The sequence below is a fragment of the Burkholderia sp. JPY481 genome, assembly GCF_038900515.1.
GTDB classification, from domain to species: domain Bacteria; phylum Pseudomonadota; class Gammaproteobacteria; order Burkholderiales; family Burkholderiaceae; genus Paraburkholderia; species Paraburkholderia youngii.
This window is the reverse complement of sequence record NZ_JAYMRT010000023.1, coordinates 61,079-80,556: the sequence shown is the minus strand read 5'-3', so window position 1 is coordinate 80,556 and position 19,478 is coordinate 61,079. Positions and strand designations below refer to the sequence as shown.

Annotated in this window: 21 protein-coding genes; 6 read left to right on the top strand and 15 right to left on the bottom strand. The window is 56.8% G+C overall.

Going from position 1 to position 19,478, the window contains the following annotated elements; all coding sequences use genetic code 11:
* Nucleotides 1-225 precede the first annotated feature (225 nt).
* Nucleotides 226-351, top strand: a complete 126-nt coding sequence (locus VSR82_RS33895) for a hypothetical protein (protein WP_410851705.1) — start codon at nucleotides 226-228, stop codon at nucleotides 349-351.
* Nucleotides 352-997: 646 nt separating this feature from the next.
* On the opposite strand, the gene cyoD is transcribed toward VSR82_RS33895, so the two are convergent.
* The 5 genes from cyoD to VSR82_RS33870 all read right to left on the bottom strand — a co-directional run bounded on the left by cyoD (nucleotide 998) and on the right by VSR82_RS33870 (nucleotide 5,576).
* The gene (cyoD, locus tag VSR82_RS33890; RefSeq protein ID WP_184228262.1) at nucleotides 998-1,324 is read right to left on the bottom strand and encodes a cytochrome o ubiquinol oxidase subunit IV; all 327 of its coding nucleotides are present in this window, start codon (nucleotides 1,322-1,324) and stop codon (nucleotides 998-1,000) included.
* On the bottom strand, nucleotides 1,324-1,935 hold the full coding sequence (cyoC, locus tag VSR82_RS33885; RefSeq protein ID WP_018435035.1) for a cytochrome o ubiquinol oxidase subunit III: 612 nt from the start codon (nucleotides 1,933-1,935) through the stop codon (nucleotides 1,324-1,326). Before cyoC ends, cyoD begins: the two co-directional genes overlap by 1 nt.
* Nucleotides 1,935-3,944 carry a cytochrome o ubiquinol oxidase subunit I gene (gene cyoB / locus VSR82_RS33880; protein ID WP_498858474.1) on the bottom strand — a complete coding sequence of 670 codons (2,010 nt, stop codon included), beginning with the start codon at nucleotides 3,942-3,944 and terminating at the stop codon, nucleotides 1,935-1,937. The genes cyoC and cyoB overlap by 1 nt, the downstream gene beginning before the upstream one ends.
* Nucleotides 3,945-3,950: 6 nt before the next feature.
* Nucleotides 3,951-4,847, bottom strand: coding sequence for a ubiquinol oxidase subunit II (gene cyoA / locus VSR82_RS33875; protein ID WP_498858473.1), 897 nt, complete (start codon nucleotides 4,845-4,847; stop codon nucleotides 3,951-3,953).
* Nucleotides 4,848-4,931: 84 nt separating this feature from the next.
* The gene (locus VSR82_RS33870; protein ID WP_410851702.1) at nucleotides 4,932-5,576 is read right to left on the bottom strand and encodes an OmpW/AlkL family protein; all 645 of its coding nucleotides are present in this window, start codon (nucleotides 5,574-5,576) and stop codon (nucleotides 4,932-4,934) included.
* A 308-nt stretch (nucleotides 5,577-5,884) separates the two neighbouring features.
* Here VSR82_RS33870 and VSR82_RS33865 point away from each other — a divergent pair, with 308 nt between their 5' ends.
* Nucleotides 5,885-6,667, top strand: a complete 783-nt coding sequence (locus tag VSR82_RS33865; protein WP_498858472.1) for an IS5 family transposase — start codon at nucleotides 5,885-5,887, stop codon at nucleotides 6,665-6,667.
* Between the two features lie 294 nt (nucleotides 6,668-6,961).
* Here VSR82_RS33865 and nifK read toward each other — a convergent pair whose 3' ends face one another.
* The 3 genes from nifK to nifH form a co-directional block, all read right to left on the bottom strand.
* Nucleotides 6,962-8,521: a nitrogenase molybdenum-iron protein subunit beta gene (nifK, locus tag VSR82_RS33860; RefSeq protein ID WP_410851700.1), complete on the bottom strand. Its 1,560-nt coding sequence runs from the start codon at nucleotides 8,519-8,521 to the stop codon at nucleotides 6,962-6,964.
* A 64-nt stretch (nucleotides 8,522-8,585) separates the two neighbouring features.
* Nucleotides 8,586-10,049: a nitrogenase molybdenum-iron protein alpha chain gene (gene nifD, locus VSR82_RS33855; protein ID WP_018435030.1), complete on the bottom strand. Its 1,464-nt coding sequence runs from the start codon at nucleotides 10,047-10,049 to the stop codon at nucleotides 8,586-8,588.
* 78 nt (nucleotides 10,050-10,127) lie between these two features.
* Nucleotides 10,128-11,009, bottom strand: a complete 882-nt coding sequence (nifH, locus tag VSR82_RS33850; RefSeq protein ID WP_018435029.1) for a nitrogenase iron protein — start codon at nucleotides 11,007-11,009, stop codon at nucleotides 10,128-10,130.
* Between the two features lie 445 nt (nucleotides 11,010-11,454).
* On the opposite strand from nifH, the gene VSR82_RS33845 reads away from it, so the two are divergent.
* The 3 genes from VSR82_RS33845 to VSR82_RS33835 all read left to right on the top strand — a co-directional run bounded on the left by VSR82_RS33845 (nucleotide 11,455) and on the right by VSR82_RS33835 (nucleotide 13,053).
* The gene (locus VSR82_RS33845; RefSeq protein ID WP_498858471.1) at nucleotides 11,455-12,063 is read left to right on the top strand and encodes a hypothetical protein; all 609 of its coding nucleotides are present in this window, start codon (nucleotides 11,455-11,457) and stop codon (nucleotides 12,061-12,063) included.
* Nucleotides 12,064-12,155: 92 nt separating this feature from the next.
* Complete coding sequence (locus VSR82_RS33840) at nucleotides 12,156-12,797, top strand: ankyrin repeat domain-containing protein (RefSeq protein WP_410851698.1); 642 nt, start codon at nucleotides 12,156-12,158, stop codon at nucleotides 12,795-12,797.
* 13 nt (nucleotides 12,798-12,810) lie between these two features.
* Nucleotides 12,811-13,053 (top strand): FmdB family zinc ribbon protein, encoded by a 243-nt coding sequence (locus VSR82_RS33835; RefSeq protein ID WP_498858470.1) that lies wholly within the window; start codon nucleotides 12,811-12,813, stop codon nucleotides 13,051-13,053.
* Between the two features lie 58 nt (nucleotides 13,054-13,111).
* Here VSR82_RS33835 and VSR82_RS33830 read toward each other — a convergent pair whose 3' ends face one another.
* The 7 genes from VSR82_RS33830 to nifB all read right to left on the bottom strand — a co-directional run bounded on the left by VSR82_RS33830 (nucleotide 13,112) and on the right by nifB (nucleotide 17,932).
* The gene (locus VSR82_RS33830; protein WP_498858469.1) at nucleotides 13,112-14,275 is read right to left on the bottom strand and encodes a DegT/DnrJ/EryC1/StrS family aminotransferase; all 1,164 of its coding nucleotides are present in this window, start codon (nucleotides 14,273-14,275) and stop codon (nucleotides 13,112-13,114) included.
* On the bottom strand, nucleotides 14,265-14,543 hold the full coding sequence (locus VSR82_RS33825; protein ID WP_026228609.1) for a hypothetical protein: 279 nt from the start codon (nucleotides 14,541-14,543) through the stop codon (nucleotides 14,265-14,267). The genes VSR82_RS33830 and VSR82_RS33825 overlap by 11 nt, the downstream gene beginning before the upstream one ends.
* A gap of 1 nt (nucleotide 14,544) precedes the next feature.
* Nucleotides 14,545-14,763 (bottom strand): putative nitrogen fixation protein NifT, encoded by a 219-nt coding sequence (gene nifT / locus VSR82_RS33820; RefSeq protein ID WP_184228259.1) that lies wholly within the window; start codon nucleotides 14,761-14,763, stop codon nucleotides 14,545-14,547.
* 318 nt (nucleotides 14,764-15,081) lie between these two features.
* Nucleotides 15,082-15,579 (bottom strand): nitrogen fixation protein NifZ, encoded by a 498-nt coding sequence (locus VSR82_RS33815; protein ID WP_410851697.1) that lies wholly within the window; start codon nucleotides 15,577-15,579, stop codon nucleotides 15,082-15,084.
* Nucleotides 15,580-15,638: 59 nt separating this feature from the next.
* Nucleotides 15,639-16,001: a HesB/IscA family protein gene (locus tag VSR82_RS33810; RefSeq protein ID WP_368587268.1), complete on the bottom strand. Its 363-nt coding sequence runs from the start codon at nucleotides 15,999-16,001 to the stop codon at nucleotides 15,639-15,641.
* Nucleotides 16,002-16,069: 68 nt separating this feature from the next.
* Nucleotides 16,070-16,264, bottom strand: coding sequence for a 4Fe-4S binding protein (locus VSR82_RS33805; RefSeq protein WP_084598351.1), 195 nt, complete (start codon nucleotides 16,262-16,264; stop codon nucleotides 16,070-16,072).
* A 69-nt stretch (nucleotides 16,265-16,333) separates the two neighbouring features.
* Nucleotides 16,334-17,932 carry a nitrogenase cofactor biosynthesis protein NifB gene (gene nifB / locus VSR82_RS33800; protein WP_498858475.1) on the bottom strand — a complete coding sequence of 533 codons (1,599 nt, stop codon included), beginning with the start codon at nucleotides 17,930-17,932 and terminating at the stop codon, nucleotides 16,334-16,336.
* Nucleotides 17,933-18,337: 405 nt separating this feature from the next.
* Between nifB and nifV the strand changes: the two genes are divergently transcribed.
* Nucleotides 18,338-19,474 (top strand): homocitrate synthase, encoded by a 1,137-nt coding sequence (nifV, locus tag VSR82_RS33795; RefSeq protein ID WP_410851696.1) that lies wholly within the window; start codon nucleotides 18,338-18,340, stop codon nucleotides 19,472-19,474.
* Nucleotides 19,475-19,478 lie beyond the last annotated feature (4 nt).

Sequence of the window (19,478 nt, the reverse complement as noted above, 5' to 3'; positions counted from 1 at the left end):
GGCGTGTGGCCGACAAGCTGCACACGCCAGCCAGCCCGCCGAATCCCGCTACCTGACCGGCGGTTCCAGTTCACCATCATGCCTCACGCGCATGCGAATGGACCAACGGCCCAGCTGAGCCGCTTACGACCGGTGCGTGCTCGGTCTACCTCTCTCGCCATGCCAACGCAACGTGGCACGTCTTCTCACCGCCGCCTCATCGTTCAGCGAACCGGGGAAAGAAATATGCACGACGATGCCTTGAGCATTCTGCCGAAGGAAATGATCCAACTTCGCGCGTGGCTCAGCGACTGGTACGACCAGGCATTCGCCGCGGGCTACATTCACCGCCCTTCATTCTCGACGAAGTGACCGCCGACCGGTTGGAAGGCTACTTCAAGGCGGGCCTGACGCAGCCGAAGGCGCAATTTTGTTCTTCGGCGTCGTGCATTGAGCGCAAGCGATGATGTTCGAAGAACTCGGCTCGATGTGCTTGTCGACCGCGAGTGCCGGATGTCGACGTCCGAAGCGTCGTCACGGCTTTGTCCGGTAAGGCCTTGATCAAGCATGCCGCCTGGCTAATCATAGGCCTCACCATTGGCCGGTTCTCAGGGGCGCGATGCAAATTGCTCCGTATATATTTCACCTTGCTCGCGTCGCTTCAGCACACCGAATTCACTTCTAGCTAACGTACTGTCGTCAACAGCGCAAGCAGGGCGACTGAGCCTTTGCTCCCTGAAAAGTGCGGACAAAAACCGACGATTGCGAACCGAACCCGCGGCATTCACTGGCCGCCGCTCGAAACGGACAGGCCATAACTCGATTGTTTAGGTGAAACTGCAAGCGATCAACCAAATAGGCGAATAGGTGTACGGATCACATGGCAGAGGAACATATTCCTGATGCGGTTCTGTTGCGTGGAGCGGAATCGGCGTTTCGCGGGCACCCAGCTCGCATGGAAGTGGGTGCGGGGCTGGTGCATGTCCGGCGCCGGAAAACAAAACCCGCAGGCAACTGACTAACGCGACATCATCAGCATACCGACGTTCTGCATCACCCAGACCGTGCCGAGGATCAGGAACGCAGCGGCTAGTATCGTGTAGCAGAGTGAAAGCACGTTCCATCCCTGCCCAGGCGAGAGGGTCAGATGTAGGAAGCACACAAGGTGCACGACAACTTGCACAAAGCCGAGTACGGCGATCGCGATCATAGCCGTAGTTGCATCGAGGGCATCGTACAGCCCGACACCGAATGCGCCGGCCGTAAGTAATACCGAAAGAAAAAAGCCCGCGAGATACCTAGTGAGGCTGCCATGAGACCCCGCGTGAGTCTGCGCATAAGCCATTAGAGCATGCTCCCCAGATAGACGAAAGAAAACACGAAGATCCATACTACGTCGAGGAAGTGCCAGAATAGGCTCAGGCACGTTAGCCGGCGGACCTCCTGCTCACCAAGCTGAGGCACCCGCAGCACTTGCATCATTAGTACGAGCATCCACAGCAGGCCGAAGAAAACGTGAATTCCGTGCGCAGCGACGAGCGTAAAGAAGGCTGAGAGAAACGCGCTGCGCTGCGGGCCCGCGCCTTCCGCGATCAGCTGCGAGAACTCGCGAAGTTCGAGCGCGAGGAACGACGCGCCAAGAATGAATGTGATCACGAGCCAACCGAGCACGACACCGCTCCTTGCCCGCGGCACACCCAACATCGCGAAACCATAGGTGATACTAGAAAGCAACAGCACAGAGGTTCCCAGCGCCACGCCGGTTAGATCGAAGAGATCGTGACCCGTAGGGCCACCGGCGAACTGGTGCCTCAGCACACTGAACGTAGCAAAGAGCGCCGCGAACAGCATACAGTCGGTCATCAGATACACCCAGAAGCCGAACACTGAGTGCGATTGTGGATGATCTTGATAATCGACTTCTGAAAAATCTGCGCCAACGGTTTTCTGTAACATCAGTAAGCCTCCTCGGCGACTGAACCGTTAATGCCCATCGGGTCTCTGGTGCCAAACCGCCGTTCTTCGATCTCACGGACCATCGCCGCGGGAATGTAATATCCGTCGTTCTTGTCGAAGCTCTTTATGATCATCGTGAGGACGATCCCAATGAAACCTAGCAAAGCGAGCCACGCGACGTGCCATACGGCCGCGAAACCCAGCACCAAGCTGCACATCCCCGTGAAAAAACCCGCCGATGTATTGGATGGCATATGGATGTCCACGTACTTTGACGCCAGCCCAAGGCCGCGGCCCGTTTCTTTCATGTACGCGAAGGCGTCAATGTCCTCCACTTTCGGAACGAGAGCGAAGTTGTAGACCGCCGGCGGTGAGGAAGTTGCCCATTCGAGCGTGCGCCCATCCCATGGATCGCCTGTCATATCCTTGTATTCGGCCTCATTGCGGTTCACGAATGCCATCACCCACAGCAGAACCTGTAACAGGATCCCCACCGCGATGATCGCCGCGCCGAGCGCCGCAACAATGAAGTATGGTTGCCATTCAGCCACATCATAGTGATTTGTGCGGCGCGTCGCGCCCATGAAGCCGAGCACATAAACAGGTACGAAGGCCACATAAAAGCCGACGAACCAGCACCAGAACGACGCCTTGCCGAGCTTGTCATCGGGCTTGACACCGAACACCTTCGGAAACCAGTACTGCAGGCCAGCTAAATAGCCAAACACCACACCGCCAATAATGGCGTTATGAAAATGAGCGACCAAGAAAAGCGAATTGTGCAGCACAAAGTCCGCGCCCGGAATCGCCATCATCACGCCGGTCATGCCACCGATAGAGAACGTCACCACGAAACCGATGGTCCAGAACACGGGCGCAGCGAATTGAACGCACCCGCGATACATCGTGAATAGCCAATTGAAGATCTTGACGCCGGTTGGAATCGCGATAATCATTGTGGCGATGCCGAAAAATGCGTTGACGTCGGCGCCTGAGCCCATGGTAAAGAAGTGGTGCGCCCAAACAAGAAACGAAAGTAACATGATCGCACACGATGCGTAGACCATCGTCCTGTAACCGAATAGCGGCTTCTTGCAGAAGGTAGCCATCACTTCCGAATAGATGCCGAAAGCGGGCAGCACTAGAATATACACTTCGGGGTGGCCCCACGCCCAAATCAGGTTCAAGTACAACATGGCGTTGCCACCAAGTTCGTTCGTGAAGAAGTGCGTGCCAATGTAACGATCGAGGCCGAGCAGCGCTACCGCGACCGTGAGAATGGGAAACGTCGCCATGATGAGGACATTCGAGCAGAGCGCCGTCCATGTGAACACGGGCATCTTCATGAGCGACATCCCCGGCGCGCGCATCTTGATGATTGTGACAAAGAAGTTCACGCCCGACATCAAGGTGCCGACACCCGAGAGCTGAATCGCCCATATATAGTAGTCCACTCCAACGCCAGGACTAAATTTCAGCTCGGAAAGCGGCGGATACGCGAGCCAGCCGACCTTCGCGAATTCGCCAGCTACGAGGGACAGATTGATCAACGCCGCGCTGACTGCGGTCAACCAGAAGGAAAGCGAGTTCAGGAACGGAAACGCCACGTCGCGCGCGCCGATCTGCAATGGCACGACGAGATTGAAGAAGCCTACCATGAGCGCCATCGCCATGAAGAAGATCATGATGACGCCATGCGCCGTGAAGATCTGGTCGAAGTGATCCGGCGGCAGATAGCCTGGCGAATTGAACGCCACGGCTTGTTGAAGGCGCATCATTACGGCGTCGGCAAAGCCGCGCACCAACATGAGCACGGCTACAATCATGTACATGACGCCGATGCGCTTGTGGTCCACGCTCGTGAGCCACTCGACCCAGAGGTACTTCCACTTGCCTTCTAAGGTGACCAGCCAGAACACGCCGAGGACAACAAGCGCCATGAACACCGACGCCCCCATGACGATGGGCTGATCGAAAGGCATCGCGTCTAATGTGAGTTTTCCGAACATGGCTGTTTACCCTTTGGTTACGCACGATGATGCAGTGAAATCCGCGACGTTGCCGTTGTTGTATTTGCCGACGATTTTGTCGAAAAGCCTCCGGTCGACCTTCGAGAAGTACTGCACGGGCGCGTTTGCGTGCGGCTCCGTGACCGTTGCGTACCGATCCATCGTAAGCTGGGTCGATGAAGCTTTTACCGTCTCCACCCACGCATCGAAGCCCCGCTGGCTCGTAGCCACCGTACGGAACTTCATATCGGAGAAGCCTTTGCCGCTGTAATTCGACGAGAAGCCCGTGAAGTCGCCCGCTTCGTCGGCGATCAGGTGTAACCGCGTTTGCATGCCGGCCATCGCGTAGACTTGAGTGCCAAGTTGCGGGATGAAGAAAGAGTTCATCACCGAGTCCGACGTGATGCGAAAATTGACCGGCGTGCTGACAGGCACCGCCAATTCGTTCACTGTAGCGATGCCGAGGTCAGGATAGATAAAGAGCCATCTCCAGTCGACCGCGACGACTTCGACGTTGATGGGCTTCACGTCCGATTCCAGTGGTTTATAAGGGTCGAGCTCATGCGTGGTACGCCACGTAAGGATGGCGAGGAATAGAATGATGGCAGCGGGTATGGCCCAGACCACCACTTCAATCGCCGTTGAGTGAACCCAGGTCGGGACGTAGCGTGCGCTGCGGTTCGACGCGCGGTAGCGCCACGCGAAGGTAAGCGTGAGGATAATAACGGGAACTACGATCAGCAGCATGGCCCATGTGGCCGAGGCGATGAGTGATCTCTCCGCCGCGCCTACGCTACCCTTGGGACTCAGGACGAGAAACTTGGGGCTACACCCAGCAAGAGAAACGAACAGCCAACCACCGATAGGGATTAACCACTCCTTAAAAGCTTTCCTCTCTGTCATGCCCATCTTCTCCCAAGTTAACCACTGTACAAGGAGCGAAGCCAGCCGTTCACTGAACCGTCTGTCGCTTGAGATTCGCAACGTCTAGAACTTCACCCCGACGCCAATACCAATGACCAGCGGATCGAGATGCAAGGCGCCAATTGTCGAGCCGCTAAGCGATGCGTCAGTCTTCATCCATATCTTCTTGATGTCGGCGTTAACGAATAGACTCTTTGATGCCTGCACGTCAATCCCGACCTGCAGCGCAGGACCAAAGCTGTGATTCTTTATAGAGACGGGTACACCTCCCGCATGCAATCCGTTGTTATAAAAGAGCGTGTAGTTGAGTCCGGCACCAACGTACGGTCGAACGCGTCCCGCATGATTAAAATGATATTGCAATAACAATGTCGGTGGCAGCACGTTAACGCCACCAAGGTCGCCGAGATTCGACGTCAGGTGATGACGTGAGGTACCAAGAATCAACTCCACGCCGATGCTGTCCCGTACCATATAAGTGAAATCGACCTCTGGCACCAGCGCGTTGCTTACGCCGACATCGAGCGCGGAAAGCGTGTCAGTGCTGCGAACTTGCGGTTCAATGCTTATCGCGCGGAGGCGTACCAACCAATCACCTGCGTAGTTTCCGACGACTTCACTGTCGGCGGCGTTAGCTGCGTGCGGTACAAATGGTGACATAAGGAGTAGTGCAGCAGCCACATTACGGAGTTGCTTTATCATTGTCATTACCTTTAGCCATTAACCTTCTACACTGTGTCCGAATTCGTGGCCGATAGCGTTGATCGCAATCAACTGATGTTTTACGCAGTGCTTGTGTGCGTTACCGCGTCGCAGGCCATATGAGTTCTTGCACTTCTCCGTCCGCGCTCCGAATTGCGCAATGCGTCCCGAAATGTTTTGCACCCGATCGTGGGATTGCGATATGCCGTGTGGCTCTCCGTAGCACTAAGAAGCCTTAACAAAATGATTGCTTTGATCTGTTAACTTCCAACGATTGCTGTTAACCTCGTCATTGTTTCGGTGACGAGGAGGCCATGGCCAAACTACTCGTTGATGCGTTGTGGGCACTCATTGAACCCTTGATGCCCCCACCCAAACCTCGCCGCTCACGGTATCCCGGACGCAAACCACTGGATGACCGGGCCATGCTTACCGGCATCCTGTTCATCTTGCAGACGGGCCTGCGCTGGGACCTGCTGCCCCGCGAGATGGGCTGCGGCAGTGGCATGAGTTGCTGGCGCCGTCTACGAGACTGGCAGGCTGCCGGCGTCTGGGACCGGCTACACGAAGTGGTGCCCGCGAAGCTACGCGAGTCCGACCGGATTGACTGGTCCCGTGTCGTCGTCGACTCCTCCTCGATCCGCGCGGTGGGTGCAGGTCAAAAACGGGACCGAATCCCATCGTCCGCGCGCAACCTGGTTCAAAGCATCCCGCTCGCGGCAATCCTCACCGGCGCCAACCGTCACGATCTCACCCAGCTTCACACGCTGGTTGATGCGATCCCACCCATCGCCGGCAAGCGCGGCCGGCCGCTTTCGAAGCCCCGCATCGTTCAGGGCGATCGGGGCTACGATCACGACAAATACCGCCGTCCGCTGCACGCAGCCGGCATCGCTACCGAAATCGCCCGACGTGGCCACCCTCATGGCAGCGGCCTTGGCAAAACCCGCTGGGTCGTCGAGCGAACCATTTCGTGGCTTCACAACTTCCGGCGACTGCGCATCCGCTTCGAACGCCTTGCCTTCATCCACCGAGCCTTCATCAAACTCCCCTGCTGCATCATCTCTTGGCGAAGGCTGAAGGACTCATTTTGTTAGCGCCTCTAAGTAGCGCTATGAATGGCAAAATGCAGCGCGGAGGAGTCGATCGTCATCTTCTGGTCGACTAACCGCCGACGCTTCGCGAAAGGTCCGGCGCAATCGTCGCGCCGCTCCTAATGTCGATTCTTGCCTTCGCGCTTCGGTCTTGAGGATGCTATTGGAACAGCAACGCAGCCGAAGCCAGCGACGTCGAGCAATTAGGGAGACCCAATATCCATGCTTTCCGGCGGGTTGAACTGCCCCCCCCTTTTAGCACTCGACACTGAGCCCAGCCCCGAACGGGTCCACCCCTCACCGGATGATGTCATAGCTGTAATCGGTCTTCGAGATGTCAATCGTGCTTGCATCGAGTGTCTCGAAGAATTCATCCAGCAGCGCTAACAGAACGCGTAATGCCCCCGCATACCCCCACGTCGGATAGCGGTGGTAATGGTGGCGGTCGAAAATCGGAAACACGAGTCGGACGAGCGGCGTACCAGTGTCGCGCTCCAAGTACTTTCCGTGTGTATTGCCGATCAGGAAATCCACTGGTTCCGTAAATAGCAGCGAGCGCAAGTGCCATAGATCGCGCTTTGGATAGACCTTGCATCCTTCACCATATGGCGACGCGTCCAGCAATGCCCTAACCTTTTCCGCCCACCCCTCGTTACCGTTCGTCGAGAGCACGTGCACCGGCTCCGCGCCCAACTCAAGCAGGAAGTTCGTGTAACCGAGCATCTGATCTGGATCGCCATAGAGCGCATACCGCTTGCCGTGCAGACTCGCCTGACTGTCTGCCATCGCATCAACTAGTTGCCCACGCTCCCTTTCAAGTTCAGCCGGGATTGGTCTTCCCGTCACGCGCGAAATCTCCATGAGGAAATGATCTGTACCTGAAACGCCGACAGGCGCATTCAGTGACACGACTTCGTGGCCATGATCGGCGAGGAACTTGCTGGTCTTTTCACAGCAATACTCCTGAAAGACGAACGTTGCCTTGGCGTTCAGCGCACGTTCGACCTCCTCTTTCGTAGTCCCGCCCTCGTACATCCGAAATTCGCCATCAGTCGGCGTGTTCCAAGTTCCCGATGGATCGCAAATAATATTCACGCTTACGCCAAATAAATCGAAGATACGCCGAATCTCCTTCATGTTTCCGACCACGAAGCCGTCGAACCCTCCGATAAAGTTCACGCTCTCGTCAGGAACTCGCAAAAGTGGTGCAGTAGTGCCCGCCTTGCCGTCCCAAAAGTACTTCAGGATGCCCAGGAGCGCATTGTCGTAGCCGGTCACGTGGCTGCCGACAAACGCGGGCGTATGCGCGAACGGCACGTCGTAATCTTGTGGCACGCTGCCCTTCTGCTTGCTATTCTTGATGAACGCGTCGAGGTCGTCGCCAATCACCTCCGCCATGCAGGTCGTGGATACGGCGATCATGTCGGGCTTGTAGAGATTGTATGCATTCGCGAGACCGTCGATCATGTTGTTCAGACCACCGAACACGGCCGCATCCTCTGTCATGGACGAACTGACGCACGACGTCGGCTCTTTAAAATGTCGCGAAAAGTGCGAACGGTAATAGGCCACGCAGCCCTGCGAGCCATGCACGAAAGGCAGTGTCTTATGGAATCCGTTCGCGACGAATACGGCACCAAGAGGCTGACACGCCTTGGCTGGATTTATGGTCAGGGAGTCACGGGCGAAGTTCTTCAGTTTATAATCTTCTGTCTTCGTCCATTCGGCAACCCGCTTTATCGCCTCGTCGGAATGGTTGAACTCGAAGTTATCTTTCTTATTGCGAAGGAGCTCTTGATACTCCGGCTCGCGAAACAGCAGTTCGTGATCGAGAATTTTGTCGCTTGATTGGGGCATGATTGGCTCCTGTATTGATGTTCTATGCAACCGGCGATCGGCGCGGCCATGCCGCTAACAGCGCTCACGCCGCCTTCTTCCACGGTGCTTTCGACAGACTCCAGACAGGACTCGAGATCGCCATGTCCATGTCCCGCGCGAAGATAGCGAAGCCGTCGTAGCCATGATATGGGCCAGAATAATCCCAGCTGTGCATCTGGCGGAATGGGACGCCCATCTTCTGAAAGACGTATTTTTCTTTGATGCCGGAGCCGACGAGGTCTGGTCGCGTATGTTCGACAAACTTCTCGAATTCGTAGCCAGTCACGTCGTCGTAAATCAGAGTGCCTTCTTTTATGTGATGCGTTGTGCGCTGGTAGTCGTCGTTGTGAGCAAACTCGTAGCCGGTACCGACAACTTCCATCCCAAGATCCTCGTACGCGCCTATTACGTGGCGTGGGCGAAGGCCACCTACAAACAGCATCACTTTTTTCGTCTGAAGCCGCGGCTTATATTTGGCTATGACGGCATCCATCAACGGACGGTATTTTGCGATCACCTTCTCGGCGTTTTCCATAATGGTGTCGTCGAATCGGCTTGCAATCTCGCGCAAGCTCTTTTCGATCATTGTCGGGCCGAAAAAATTGTATTCGACCCATGGAGTGCCATACTTCTCCTCCATGTGCCGGCTGATGTAGTTCATCGAACGGTAGCAGTGAAGCAGGTTGAGCTTAGATCGCGGCGTATTCTCAAGTTCTGCGAGAGTGCCATCGCCTGACCACTGCGCGATGACCCGCAGGCCCATTTCCTCGAGGAGAATGCGGCTCGACCACGCATCACCGCCAATGTTGTAGTCGCCAATGATCGCGACATCGTACGGTGTGGACTCCAGCGCGGATCGCTGTCTCGGCTCGGCGCGGTCGAACACGCAGTCGCGAATCGCATCGTTTGCGAGGTGATGCCCGAGTGACTGCGATACGCCTCGAAAGCCCTCACAGCGCACCGGTACGATCGTGTGCCCGCCGTACTGCGCGCTCTTCCTTTTAGATACTGCCTCAATATCGTCACCGATGAGGCCGATTGGGCATTCGGTTTGGACGGATATGCCCCTGTTCAGCGGAAACAGCTCCTGAATCTCGTCGACGATCTTATCGAGTTTCTTGTCGCCGCCGAACACAATGTCCTTCTCTTGGAAGTCGGACGTGAATTGCATCGTGACAAACGCATCGATTCCTGTCGTCCCGACGTAGTAGTTGCGGCGCGATCCCCACGAGTACTGCCCGCATCCGACAGGTCCGTGACTGATGTGAATCATGTCCTTGATCGGCCCCCAGACGACGCCCTTCGAGCCCGCGTAAGCGCAGCCCCGAATCGTCATCACCCCCGGCAAAGACTTGATGTTTGACTTCACACCACAGTCAGGCTTGCCCTGTTCGAAGGAACCCAAATGCTTGGCCCGCCGTTTAGCCATTTTTTCAGGGTAAGCTCGCAGCACTTCGTCAATCAAGGCCTTATTAGCAGCTTTGCGTTCTTCAACCGTCGCGGTCATTGAATATCCTATAAGTGAAGACTGTCGTTGGCGGAAACGGTAGCCGTGCGCCGCACGGCAACCGTCGTCCAGCACTCGTCAGGCGGTGAGCTCGGCGGCGGTCTTGCCGACTTGGGACTCATCGACTTGCACCATAATTCCTTTTTCCATCAATAAGTCTTCGAGCTGATCCATTGTGATCGGGGTTGGAATCACGCCATTGCCGCCGTTATGGTGAACCTTCTCCGCAAGCGCGCGATATTGCCCAGCCTGCTCGCTGTCCGGCGCGTACTCAATCACGGTCATCCGACGAAGTTCCGCATGCTGCACAATGTTGTCGCGCGGGACGAAGTGAATCAATTTAGTGCCTAGCATCGCTGCCAGTGATTCGGCCAGTTCAAGTTCCTTGTCGGTTTTGCGCTCGTTGCAAATGAGTCCGCCCAAACGCACACCCCCACTGTTCGCATATTTCAAGATTCCCTTCGAGATGTTATTAGCGGCGTACATCGCCATCATTTCTCCCGACATCACGATGTAAATTTCCTGTGCCTTGTTCTCGCGAATAGGCATTGCGAAGCCACCGCAAACGACGTCGCCGAGCACATCGTATGACACGTAGTCGACTCCGTCGTAGGCGCCATTCTCCTCAAGGAAGTTGATCGATGTGATGACACCCCGACCCGCACAGCCGACGCCTGGCTCAGGCCCGCCCGACTCGACACAGCGGATATTCTTGTAGCCTATCTTCATAACGTCATCGAGTTCGAGGTCTTCGACCGAACCGGCTTCCGCCGCGAGAGAGAGGATGGTGTCCTGAGCTTTCGCGTGCAATATAAGACGTGTCGAGTCGGCCTTGGGATCGCACCCAACGATCAAGATCTTTTGCCCAAGGTCGCTAAGCGCTGCAAGCGTATTCTGCGACGTGGTCGACTTACCGATGCCGCCCTTTCCGTAGAAGGCAATTTGTCGAAGTTGAGACATTGTTTTACTCCATTGAGATTAGAAGGTAAAACCATAGGTGCGAATCAGCACTGAAAAGCCACGACCAAGTCCTCAGCCTGCTGTGTCTATATGGTCTTCTTCTAGAGTCACGCATCGGCCGGAGTGTGTCCGCGCCCTTCGTCCCTGCAACGTCCATGCCACAAGCCCCTGAATCCGCCAAATGCTTGCTCAGCGAGGCCATCCGCAAACTCTCCAATTTCGGCCACCGACAATTTCGACGTCGTCTTCCTGACAAACCGCACGCCCCTTTGCCCCAAATGGACATCCACGTGCAGAGTTGTTGCCCGCTTGACCCGGCTTACCGCAGTATTGGCCAGCATGCAGCATTGGTACGGATGTTGCGAGTCTCTGGCTGCCCGCTGAAAAGGCACGATCCAGCACCAGATTAACTATGCCAAGCTATTTCTCCAATTAGGATTACAGAATGCCTGATACGCTAGCCTCTCCTGCACTCAGTGGGACACCATTTGCCCGCCTCGATCGCGAGGGGCGCCTCCTCAACCCCGTCTTTAAGGGCCGCACAAATGCGGCTGACAGGTTCGGCTTTCGCGGTGAGCTGGCGCTACGATTTGGGCCTCACCTCGCCGACGAGGCCCGCCCGCCCGAGCTCTCTTGCGAGCAGGTGATGGCTGTCGCGAATGCTGGCGACCCACACGTCCAATTCTTCGCAGGTTGGTTACTGAGTTTTGAACACTTGACGAATGTCGGAGAAGTACTCGGCGAGGCCCTGTCGCACCACGGCAAGTACTTCCTGTTCTGTGACAACATCGATCTGTCCAGCCGCTTTCAGGTGCCGTACAAAGAAGCGACGTTTTATGTTCTGCCGATACTCGAATCGACAGTCTACAACGAGATGCTCGAACTCCTTTACCTGGAGAAGGGCGACCTCAAGAGGACAGACACTGCCGGGAAGCTCGATGCTATCGTCGATGCGGCGATGCAATTTAGCTTTTCCTTTGACACGATAAGTTACGCGGAAGGCCTCAAACTGATGGGACCGATTCGCGATCCAAATGAAAACAGGCCCGTCTGACGACAGCGTCACGGCAGGTCGCCCGCATGTAATCGCTGCCTCGCGTTTCAGAATGTGACGGCGATTCCAATCACCTCCACCGGAGTGAAAGCATGTCACTGCGCACCAAGACCGCATCACGTCAAACCGCGTCACTCGAGACTCCCCTACTCGAAAGCCCGAGCCACACGCACACGGATATCCCGAACGCCGACGCAGATCTTCATGCACCTCCGTGCGTGGCGGTTGCGAAATGGCTCGATGCTCACGACTTCCAGGACACTCAATCGCGCAGCATTGACGGCATTACGCCCTTAATGCTGGCGGCGCTCCACGGCGAAGACTACATTGTCGCTGCGCTACTCGAATCAGGCGCACGCATCAGCGCCCTCGACGACGAAGGAAACCATGCGCTGTGGTATGCATGTTTGGGCGGCGCACCAGGACCGATCCTTCGGTTGGTCGGTGCAGGACTCGCTCTTGATCACCTAAACGCGGACGATATGACGTGTCTGATGCAGGCGGCCGCCACCGGTCGAATTGAGGTTATGTGGCTGTTGCTGTCGCTCGGCGCGAATGACAGTCTCGTTGCGCCAGACGGCCGTGACGCCCTCGACATGGCTGCCGATTTGGGACTCCAGTTACTGCACGCGGCACACGAACGCAGGAGCCCCAAATTGGTCTCAGCCGGCGAATCGCCTTATTATGGCCCGGGGAGCGCGCGCGGCGTCTTCTCCGATAATGTTTCCCGTTGACCTGCCCCTCGTCATGCCGCTCTACGACTATGTATGTCGCAACTGCAGGTTGCGTTTCGAAACTCTCGTGCGCACGAACTCGCCCGTGGCCTGCCCCCGCTGTCAGAGCACCGAACTGGAGAAGCAGGTCAGTGCACCGTCCGCCCCAGCGCGCAGCAGGGCAATCATCGCTGCGGCCCGCCGTCAAGCGGCGCACGAGGGACATTTCAGCAACTACTCGACGGCGGACCGCAGCAAACTGTTGCGTGAGCGTTAATAAAGGCGCAGCGACAACATGGCCGATGTTACCTTCTTCTCTCTTTCCGTTGTTCTACCTAGAGATAGATCGCGGCCCCCGCACCGACGTTGGTCGCCGTGTCCTTCAAAGTTTTGACGATGTACTTCACATCCTGAACAGTAAGCTGAGTGTGCAGCGGCAACGCGAGTGCTCGATCGCCAATCCGCTCGGTATCGGGCAGACAGCCTCGTCGACCTCCAATAGCATCGGCGGCCTTCATGTAATGAAACTGCTCATGCAACGGATGGCTGTAGGCTGCCGTTTCTACCCCGGAAGCCAGCATGTCGTCGATCATTTGAGCACGCGCGCTGTGAGTAAACCTCTTGCCCAGATGCACGACGTAAAGCATCCAATTCACTTCGTCCACGTCCTCCGCCTGATACGGTGGTTTGATGCCTTCGAAGCTCTCCATCGCTTCATGATACCAGGCTTCGACCCGCTTCCGTTGGGCGAGCCGCTCCTCGAGCCCTGCCAGTTGTGCGAGGCCGAGCGCGGCGGTGATTTCACTCATACCCGCCTGCAGCGGCACCCGGGCACCGAGGGAAACCGACTTTCGCTCGGCGCTCAGACGTCGCCTTAAGTAACGCAGTTCGTGCGCCAAGCTGTCGTCGTCCGTGACGAGCATTCCGCCCTCTCCCGCACACAACGCGGAGGGTGGCGAAAAGTCAAAAACCGTCACTTTACCGAACGACCCCACGCAGCGCCCACGGTAGCGTGATCCGAGCGCCTCAGTGCTATCCTCGATCAGGCTCAGACCATTCAAATCGGCAAGCTCGCGCAACGATTGCCACGCGGCAGGATGTCCGTTCGTATTTCCCGCAAGGATTGCACGCGTCCGATCTCCAATCTTCTCTTGTGCCTTCATCGCGTCGAGGCAACCGCTCCAGTAGTCGATGTCGGCAAACACCGGTGTCGCGCCAGCGAGGGTGATCGCATGCGCGATCTGATGCCATGTATGCGATGCGCAGATGACTTCATGGCCTTGACCGATGCCGAGCGCACGCAGCGCAATCCAAGTGCCGAGCGTCCCGCTCGCCACTGCGACCGCATGGACACGGCCGCTCCAGCCTGCGAATGCAGTCTCAAAAGAATCGAGCATTGGTCCGTCGCTCCAGCACGACGATTGCAGGACCGCGTGAACCAGCTCGACCTCCCGCGGCCCGCACGCAGGCTCAGTAAGTGAAATTCCCTCAGTTTCCATCGTAGACTCCGTCTTCTGCAAGGATGAGCATATTGGCCTCACTTGCGTCTGTTGTCACGGAAACACAGACACCTGTCGACGTCGCGAGATAAACGCGGCGGCCCCGAAACTGGAGGAGGGGTTTTTCATTGACAAGCTCGACCGCGCTAATCCGAATGACTCGCACATCGGGATACGACTTCCGCCAGGTTGCGGCAGCCTCCAGCAGCGTCGGTTCGCTCAGCATCAACTCGGCGATAGTACTGATCTGATCTGCTGTAAGTGCCATGTCAGTCGGGCTCACCCGCGACGCGACGCGCTTCTACGGTGACAGGAAGCGTTGTATCGGCCGCCATCTCCGGCAGCTGGAATCGCCAGCCGTTCGCAAGCGTTATCACTCCGCCCCACATCTTCTTGCCATCGATGCAGACGATCTGCTCCTCGAGATCCTTCTTTGGCACGTAGGCGCTGAGTATGCCTTTCCTGTCCATGCGGATCATTAGTTTCACGTTGAGAGTTCCAAGGTCGGTTAAAAGATTCGCACTTCAACAAGTAAATCCAATAAATCTAACGATCGAGCCGAGAAGCACAGCGCTCGTCGTAGGTGGCTCTTGTACTGCGACCAGTGCCTCCCAGCTCTGATAGACCGATATCGTCCTTCTTCCCTTACGACCGTCCAGCCGGGCGCGATCTCGCCCTCAGTGCAGCGACCGCCTGCCCGTCAAAATTGACTGATTGAGCGCATCGCAAGACTCGCAGGCACCACGTATTTCTGGCCATTTCGGCAAGCCTCCAAGCCTTAACCAGAAAGCCGCTTCCGCACCGGCCTAAAATAGACTTCGCCGTTGCAAAGGTCCCGCAACTCCGTGACGCGGATTGCCGACGACTAGACGGGCTCCGTTGACTTGCGAACCGTCCGGTGCATCATAACCATGCGCATTACACGAGCCGCGTCCGACGGTTCCATTGCGGTCAGTTCCCTCGGGGATACGAAGACCTATCCAGCATAGATCGGCCGCATGCTCGCCCAAACGGGCGAGCACGTCATGGGGAAGGTGGTCGAGCGTGCATAGCTCCTTGGCGCGCATGCCGACGCGATGGTCGATTTCGACGAAGTGAACTGCATAGATGTAGAACCGTTGCAGGAAGGTTTCGATTCCGATCACATACCCCACGTCGCCTTTGCTGACGAGCGATTCACCCAAAGCCTTACCGGCGTAGGTGCCGTCGTTACGGATGGAGAAGCGCGAAGCGACGCGCTCACCAATGCTGAAGCGAGGCGCAAATGTGAGCTCAATGAGGTCATCGTTGTCAGTTCCAGTCATACTTTTCCTCCGTGACATACCGAACTGCTAGCTCAAGACAACTGCGGTCGATGAATGCGTCAACCGCGTCCGATCGCGCTCACATCAATCCGAGCGACATCGGCACTGACCGCGACGACCGACCGTTGGTCCTCCTTAATAAATGCGAAACCTGACCGATCTGGCGTTTCGATAAAGTCGATCTTCAGACCATCTAGCAAAACGCGGCTTTCTGCCGGCAAGAAAATTCGCAGTCCGTGGACTTCGATGGTCTCGTCGCCGGTCCGAGCCTCTACTTCGGCACTGAATTCGGCGTCATATCCAGAGCATCCGCCGGTCCTGACAAGAAGACGAAAACCAGCACTTGATGGCAAGCCGGAAAAACGCACCACACGGCGCATAAACTTTTCCGCGGCAGCGGTAACAGAAAATTTGGTCAACATGATGTCGGCATGGTAACAGTTAGCAGTCGTTTGACGATTCGTCAATGTGCTGCCCGCGGCTAGCGATGCTAGCTCACCACAATGCACCCGTCCACGGGACAAACCGCCAAGCACTGCGGAGTATCAAACTGTCCTTCGCATACGGTACATTTCTTCGGATCGATCGCGAACACGCCACCTTTCTCGCTTATGGCGACATTCGGGCACTGCGGCTCGCAGGCCGAGCAGCCGGTACAGGTCGAGGCAATGATCTTCAGGGGCATAATGGCACTCCTTGTAATGATGGTTTGTATAGCGCGCGGGCAGCGCCGATCCATTTGTCCGTCTGCCGCTCAATCAGCAGCAGCCGTCGCAGTGATCGACGTCTTCTGCCGGATCCCGGGGGCGCCACGCTCCACGTGCACGGTCACGCCTTTCGTGATGCGGCTGCAATATTCGATGAACCATATCAGCGCGGCTTTTTCGATTGTTTCGTACGCGTACTGGTCCACCGGCTCAATGCCCGCCTGCGACAGCTCCTTGCGCGGACACAAACCGACCTTCGCAACCAGTACAGCGTGGCAATCGCTGATCGCGTGTATGAGCGGTGGCAGGCGATCTTCATCATCATGGCCGCCCCGACAATACGACTCCACGCGGCGGTGTCCCACAAAGATCGCTCCGCCAGCGCTGACCTCGAAAATCTGGAACTCGGAGACATGCCCAAAATGTGCGTTCACGCGGCCGTCTCCCTTCGTCGCGACAGCGATCAGCACCTTCAGGTCGGCCGGCACTTCGCTCGCCTTCACCAAAGCCATTGCAGTCTGTTTCGCGTCGCGCTGCGCATTGCGTTGCACTTCCACTCGGCGCTGATGTTCCCGACGGTAATTAGCGTCGGACCTAGTTTCCATGTCGTCGATCCCGTCGAGCTTGAACTCGTCGCGGCGGTCCTCACTCAGTAGACCTACTGCGTCCGCACGGCACTGACGGCAATGGCGCATTAACGTAGCGCCTCCCTTGCAACGGTCCTGCACGACCATTAACTCGCTAGCAGTAGGGCCACGCTGTCCGTGCAGTCCGAAATACGTGCCATGCTCAGCGTCCGAGATGAGCGGCATGATATTGTGCAGGAAAGCACCGCGCTTCTTCACTTCGCTGTTCACCTCGATCAGGTGTTCGTCATTTATGCCCGGAATCAACACCGAGTTGATCTTCGTCAACACGCCGCGCGCCGTGAGCATTTCGAGCCCTTGCATTTGCCGCTCATGAAGGATCTGCGAGGCCTCCTTGCCCCTGACGCGCCGGTGGTCCCAAAAAATCCACGGATAGATCAATTCACCGACGTTGGGGTCCACCATATTGATGGTGATCGTCACATGCTCAACAGCGTTGCTGCAAATCTCATCGACAAAGTCCGGCAACGCTAGTCCGTTCGTTGACAGACATAGTTTGATGTCCGGAGCGCGCTCGCGGAGCATACGGAAAGTGTCAAAAGTCCTCTTCGGATTGGCGAGCGAGTCACCGGGACCCGCAACGCCCAACACCGTCAACTGCGGAATCTTGGCCGCGACGGCCATAACCTTATTCACGGCCTGCTCCGGCGTCAGCTTCTCCGACACGACGCCGGGTCGCGACTCATTGGAACAGTCATATTTACGATTGCAGTAGTTGCATTGGATGTTGCAGGCGGGCGCCACCGCCACATGCATTCGCGCGTAATGGCGATGCGCTTCTTCCGAAAAACAAGGATGCTTGCTTATCCTTTCCCATACTTCTGCCGGCTCGCGCTCAGGCACGTCCGACGAACTGCAGCCCGACTTGTCTGCGCGGCCGTGGGTGTCGCAGCCGTCGATCTGAACAAGCGCATGTCCGGTCACCCTCAGGGTTAGTGTCTTTTGGATGCCGACAGGCGCAGTCGAGGACAGCGTGCTGGCATTCGCGCAATCTTGCATGGATGTTCTCTCCAAAGCCTCCAGTGGTTCGCCGGCTTTATCAGCGAAATCCATGCCACTCGCTCGAACTCCATTGGTATCGGTACGTGAGTTGGCCAACCAACTCAATGTTCTTCCTACGCGTCTTGACCAAAAGCCGACAACCAAGCCGTATTCTGTCGCTGTCACGACAAAAATAACGCACTCGTCGTGAGCACAAATTGCTTTTGGTAGGCCACTATACGCTCTCAAATCACCCGGCACTGCCGGATTGCGCGCGTGGGGCATCCGCGATCCTCCGCCTGAAGGGCAAGCTTCGGCCGTTCGTGTGGCGCCGACAGGGTACCGCAAAGCGTTGTTTTGACGTGTAGACCATCACCTGGCACAACGTTTGCGACCCATGGCCAACAACTGAAGCGATCCGACATGAGCAACCCAATCATCAATGACACGACACTCCGCGACGGCGAGCAAACCGCTGGCGTCGCATTTCGCACAGAGGAAAAGTGCGCGATTGCCGCCGCGCTGTCGCAAGCTGGCGTCTCCGAACTCGATATCGGCATTCCAGCCATGGGCGAAGAGGAAATGGCGTGCATTGATGCGATTGTCGACATGAACCTCGACGCTCGTCTGATGGTTTGGGGGCGACTCACCGACGAGGACCTCAGCGCGGCATTACGCTGCGATGCCGACATGATTCATCTTTCGGTCCCGGTATCGGATATTCACTTGCAACACAAGCTACGACAGCCGCGTAGTTGGGTGCTAGCGCGCATCGCACGCGTCATTGGTAAGGCTGCGAAAAGCCACCCCAAGATCTCCCTCGGTATGGAAGACGCCTCGCGTGCGGACCCCTCGTTCATCTTAGAAGTTGCGCGATGCGCAGAGCAGCATGGGGCTCAGCGCGTTCGATTTGCGGACACCGTAGGCATATTGGATCCTTTCAAGACATTCCACGCTATCGCAGCAATTCGCGCCGCCGTGGACCTGGAAATCGAAATCCATTCGCACGACGACCTCGGACTCGCCACCGCCAACACGCTAGCGGCTCTCTCGGCAGGGGCGACCCACGCCAGCACTACCGTCAACGGCTTGGGTGAGCGGGCCGGCAATGCAGCGCTTGAGGAAGTCGTCATGGGCACGCGACATCTGCTCCGACGAGACACCGGCATTGACGCAACTGCGTTATGCGACATCTCATCGCTGGTCGAACGGGCGTCTGGCCGCGCTATTTCCTCCAACAAGAGCATTGTTGGTAGGGACGTCTTTACGCACGAGTCAGGCATTCATACCGACGGCCTTTCGAAGCACCCCACGACCTACGAGGGATTCGATCCCGCAGAACTAGGCCGGCACCGGTCGACGATACTCGGCAAACATTCTGGATCCCAAAGTGTGCGTGACGCCTACGACGCTCTTGGCGTCAAAGTGTCTGAGCGGCTTGTGCCCCAGTTGCTTGCACGTATCCGGTCATTTGCCACACAGTACAAACAGGCGCCGGGGACAGCCGATCTGCATCGCTTCCTGACGCAAGCACGTGGCACCCGAGTTAAGGTGTCTTGAGGCC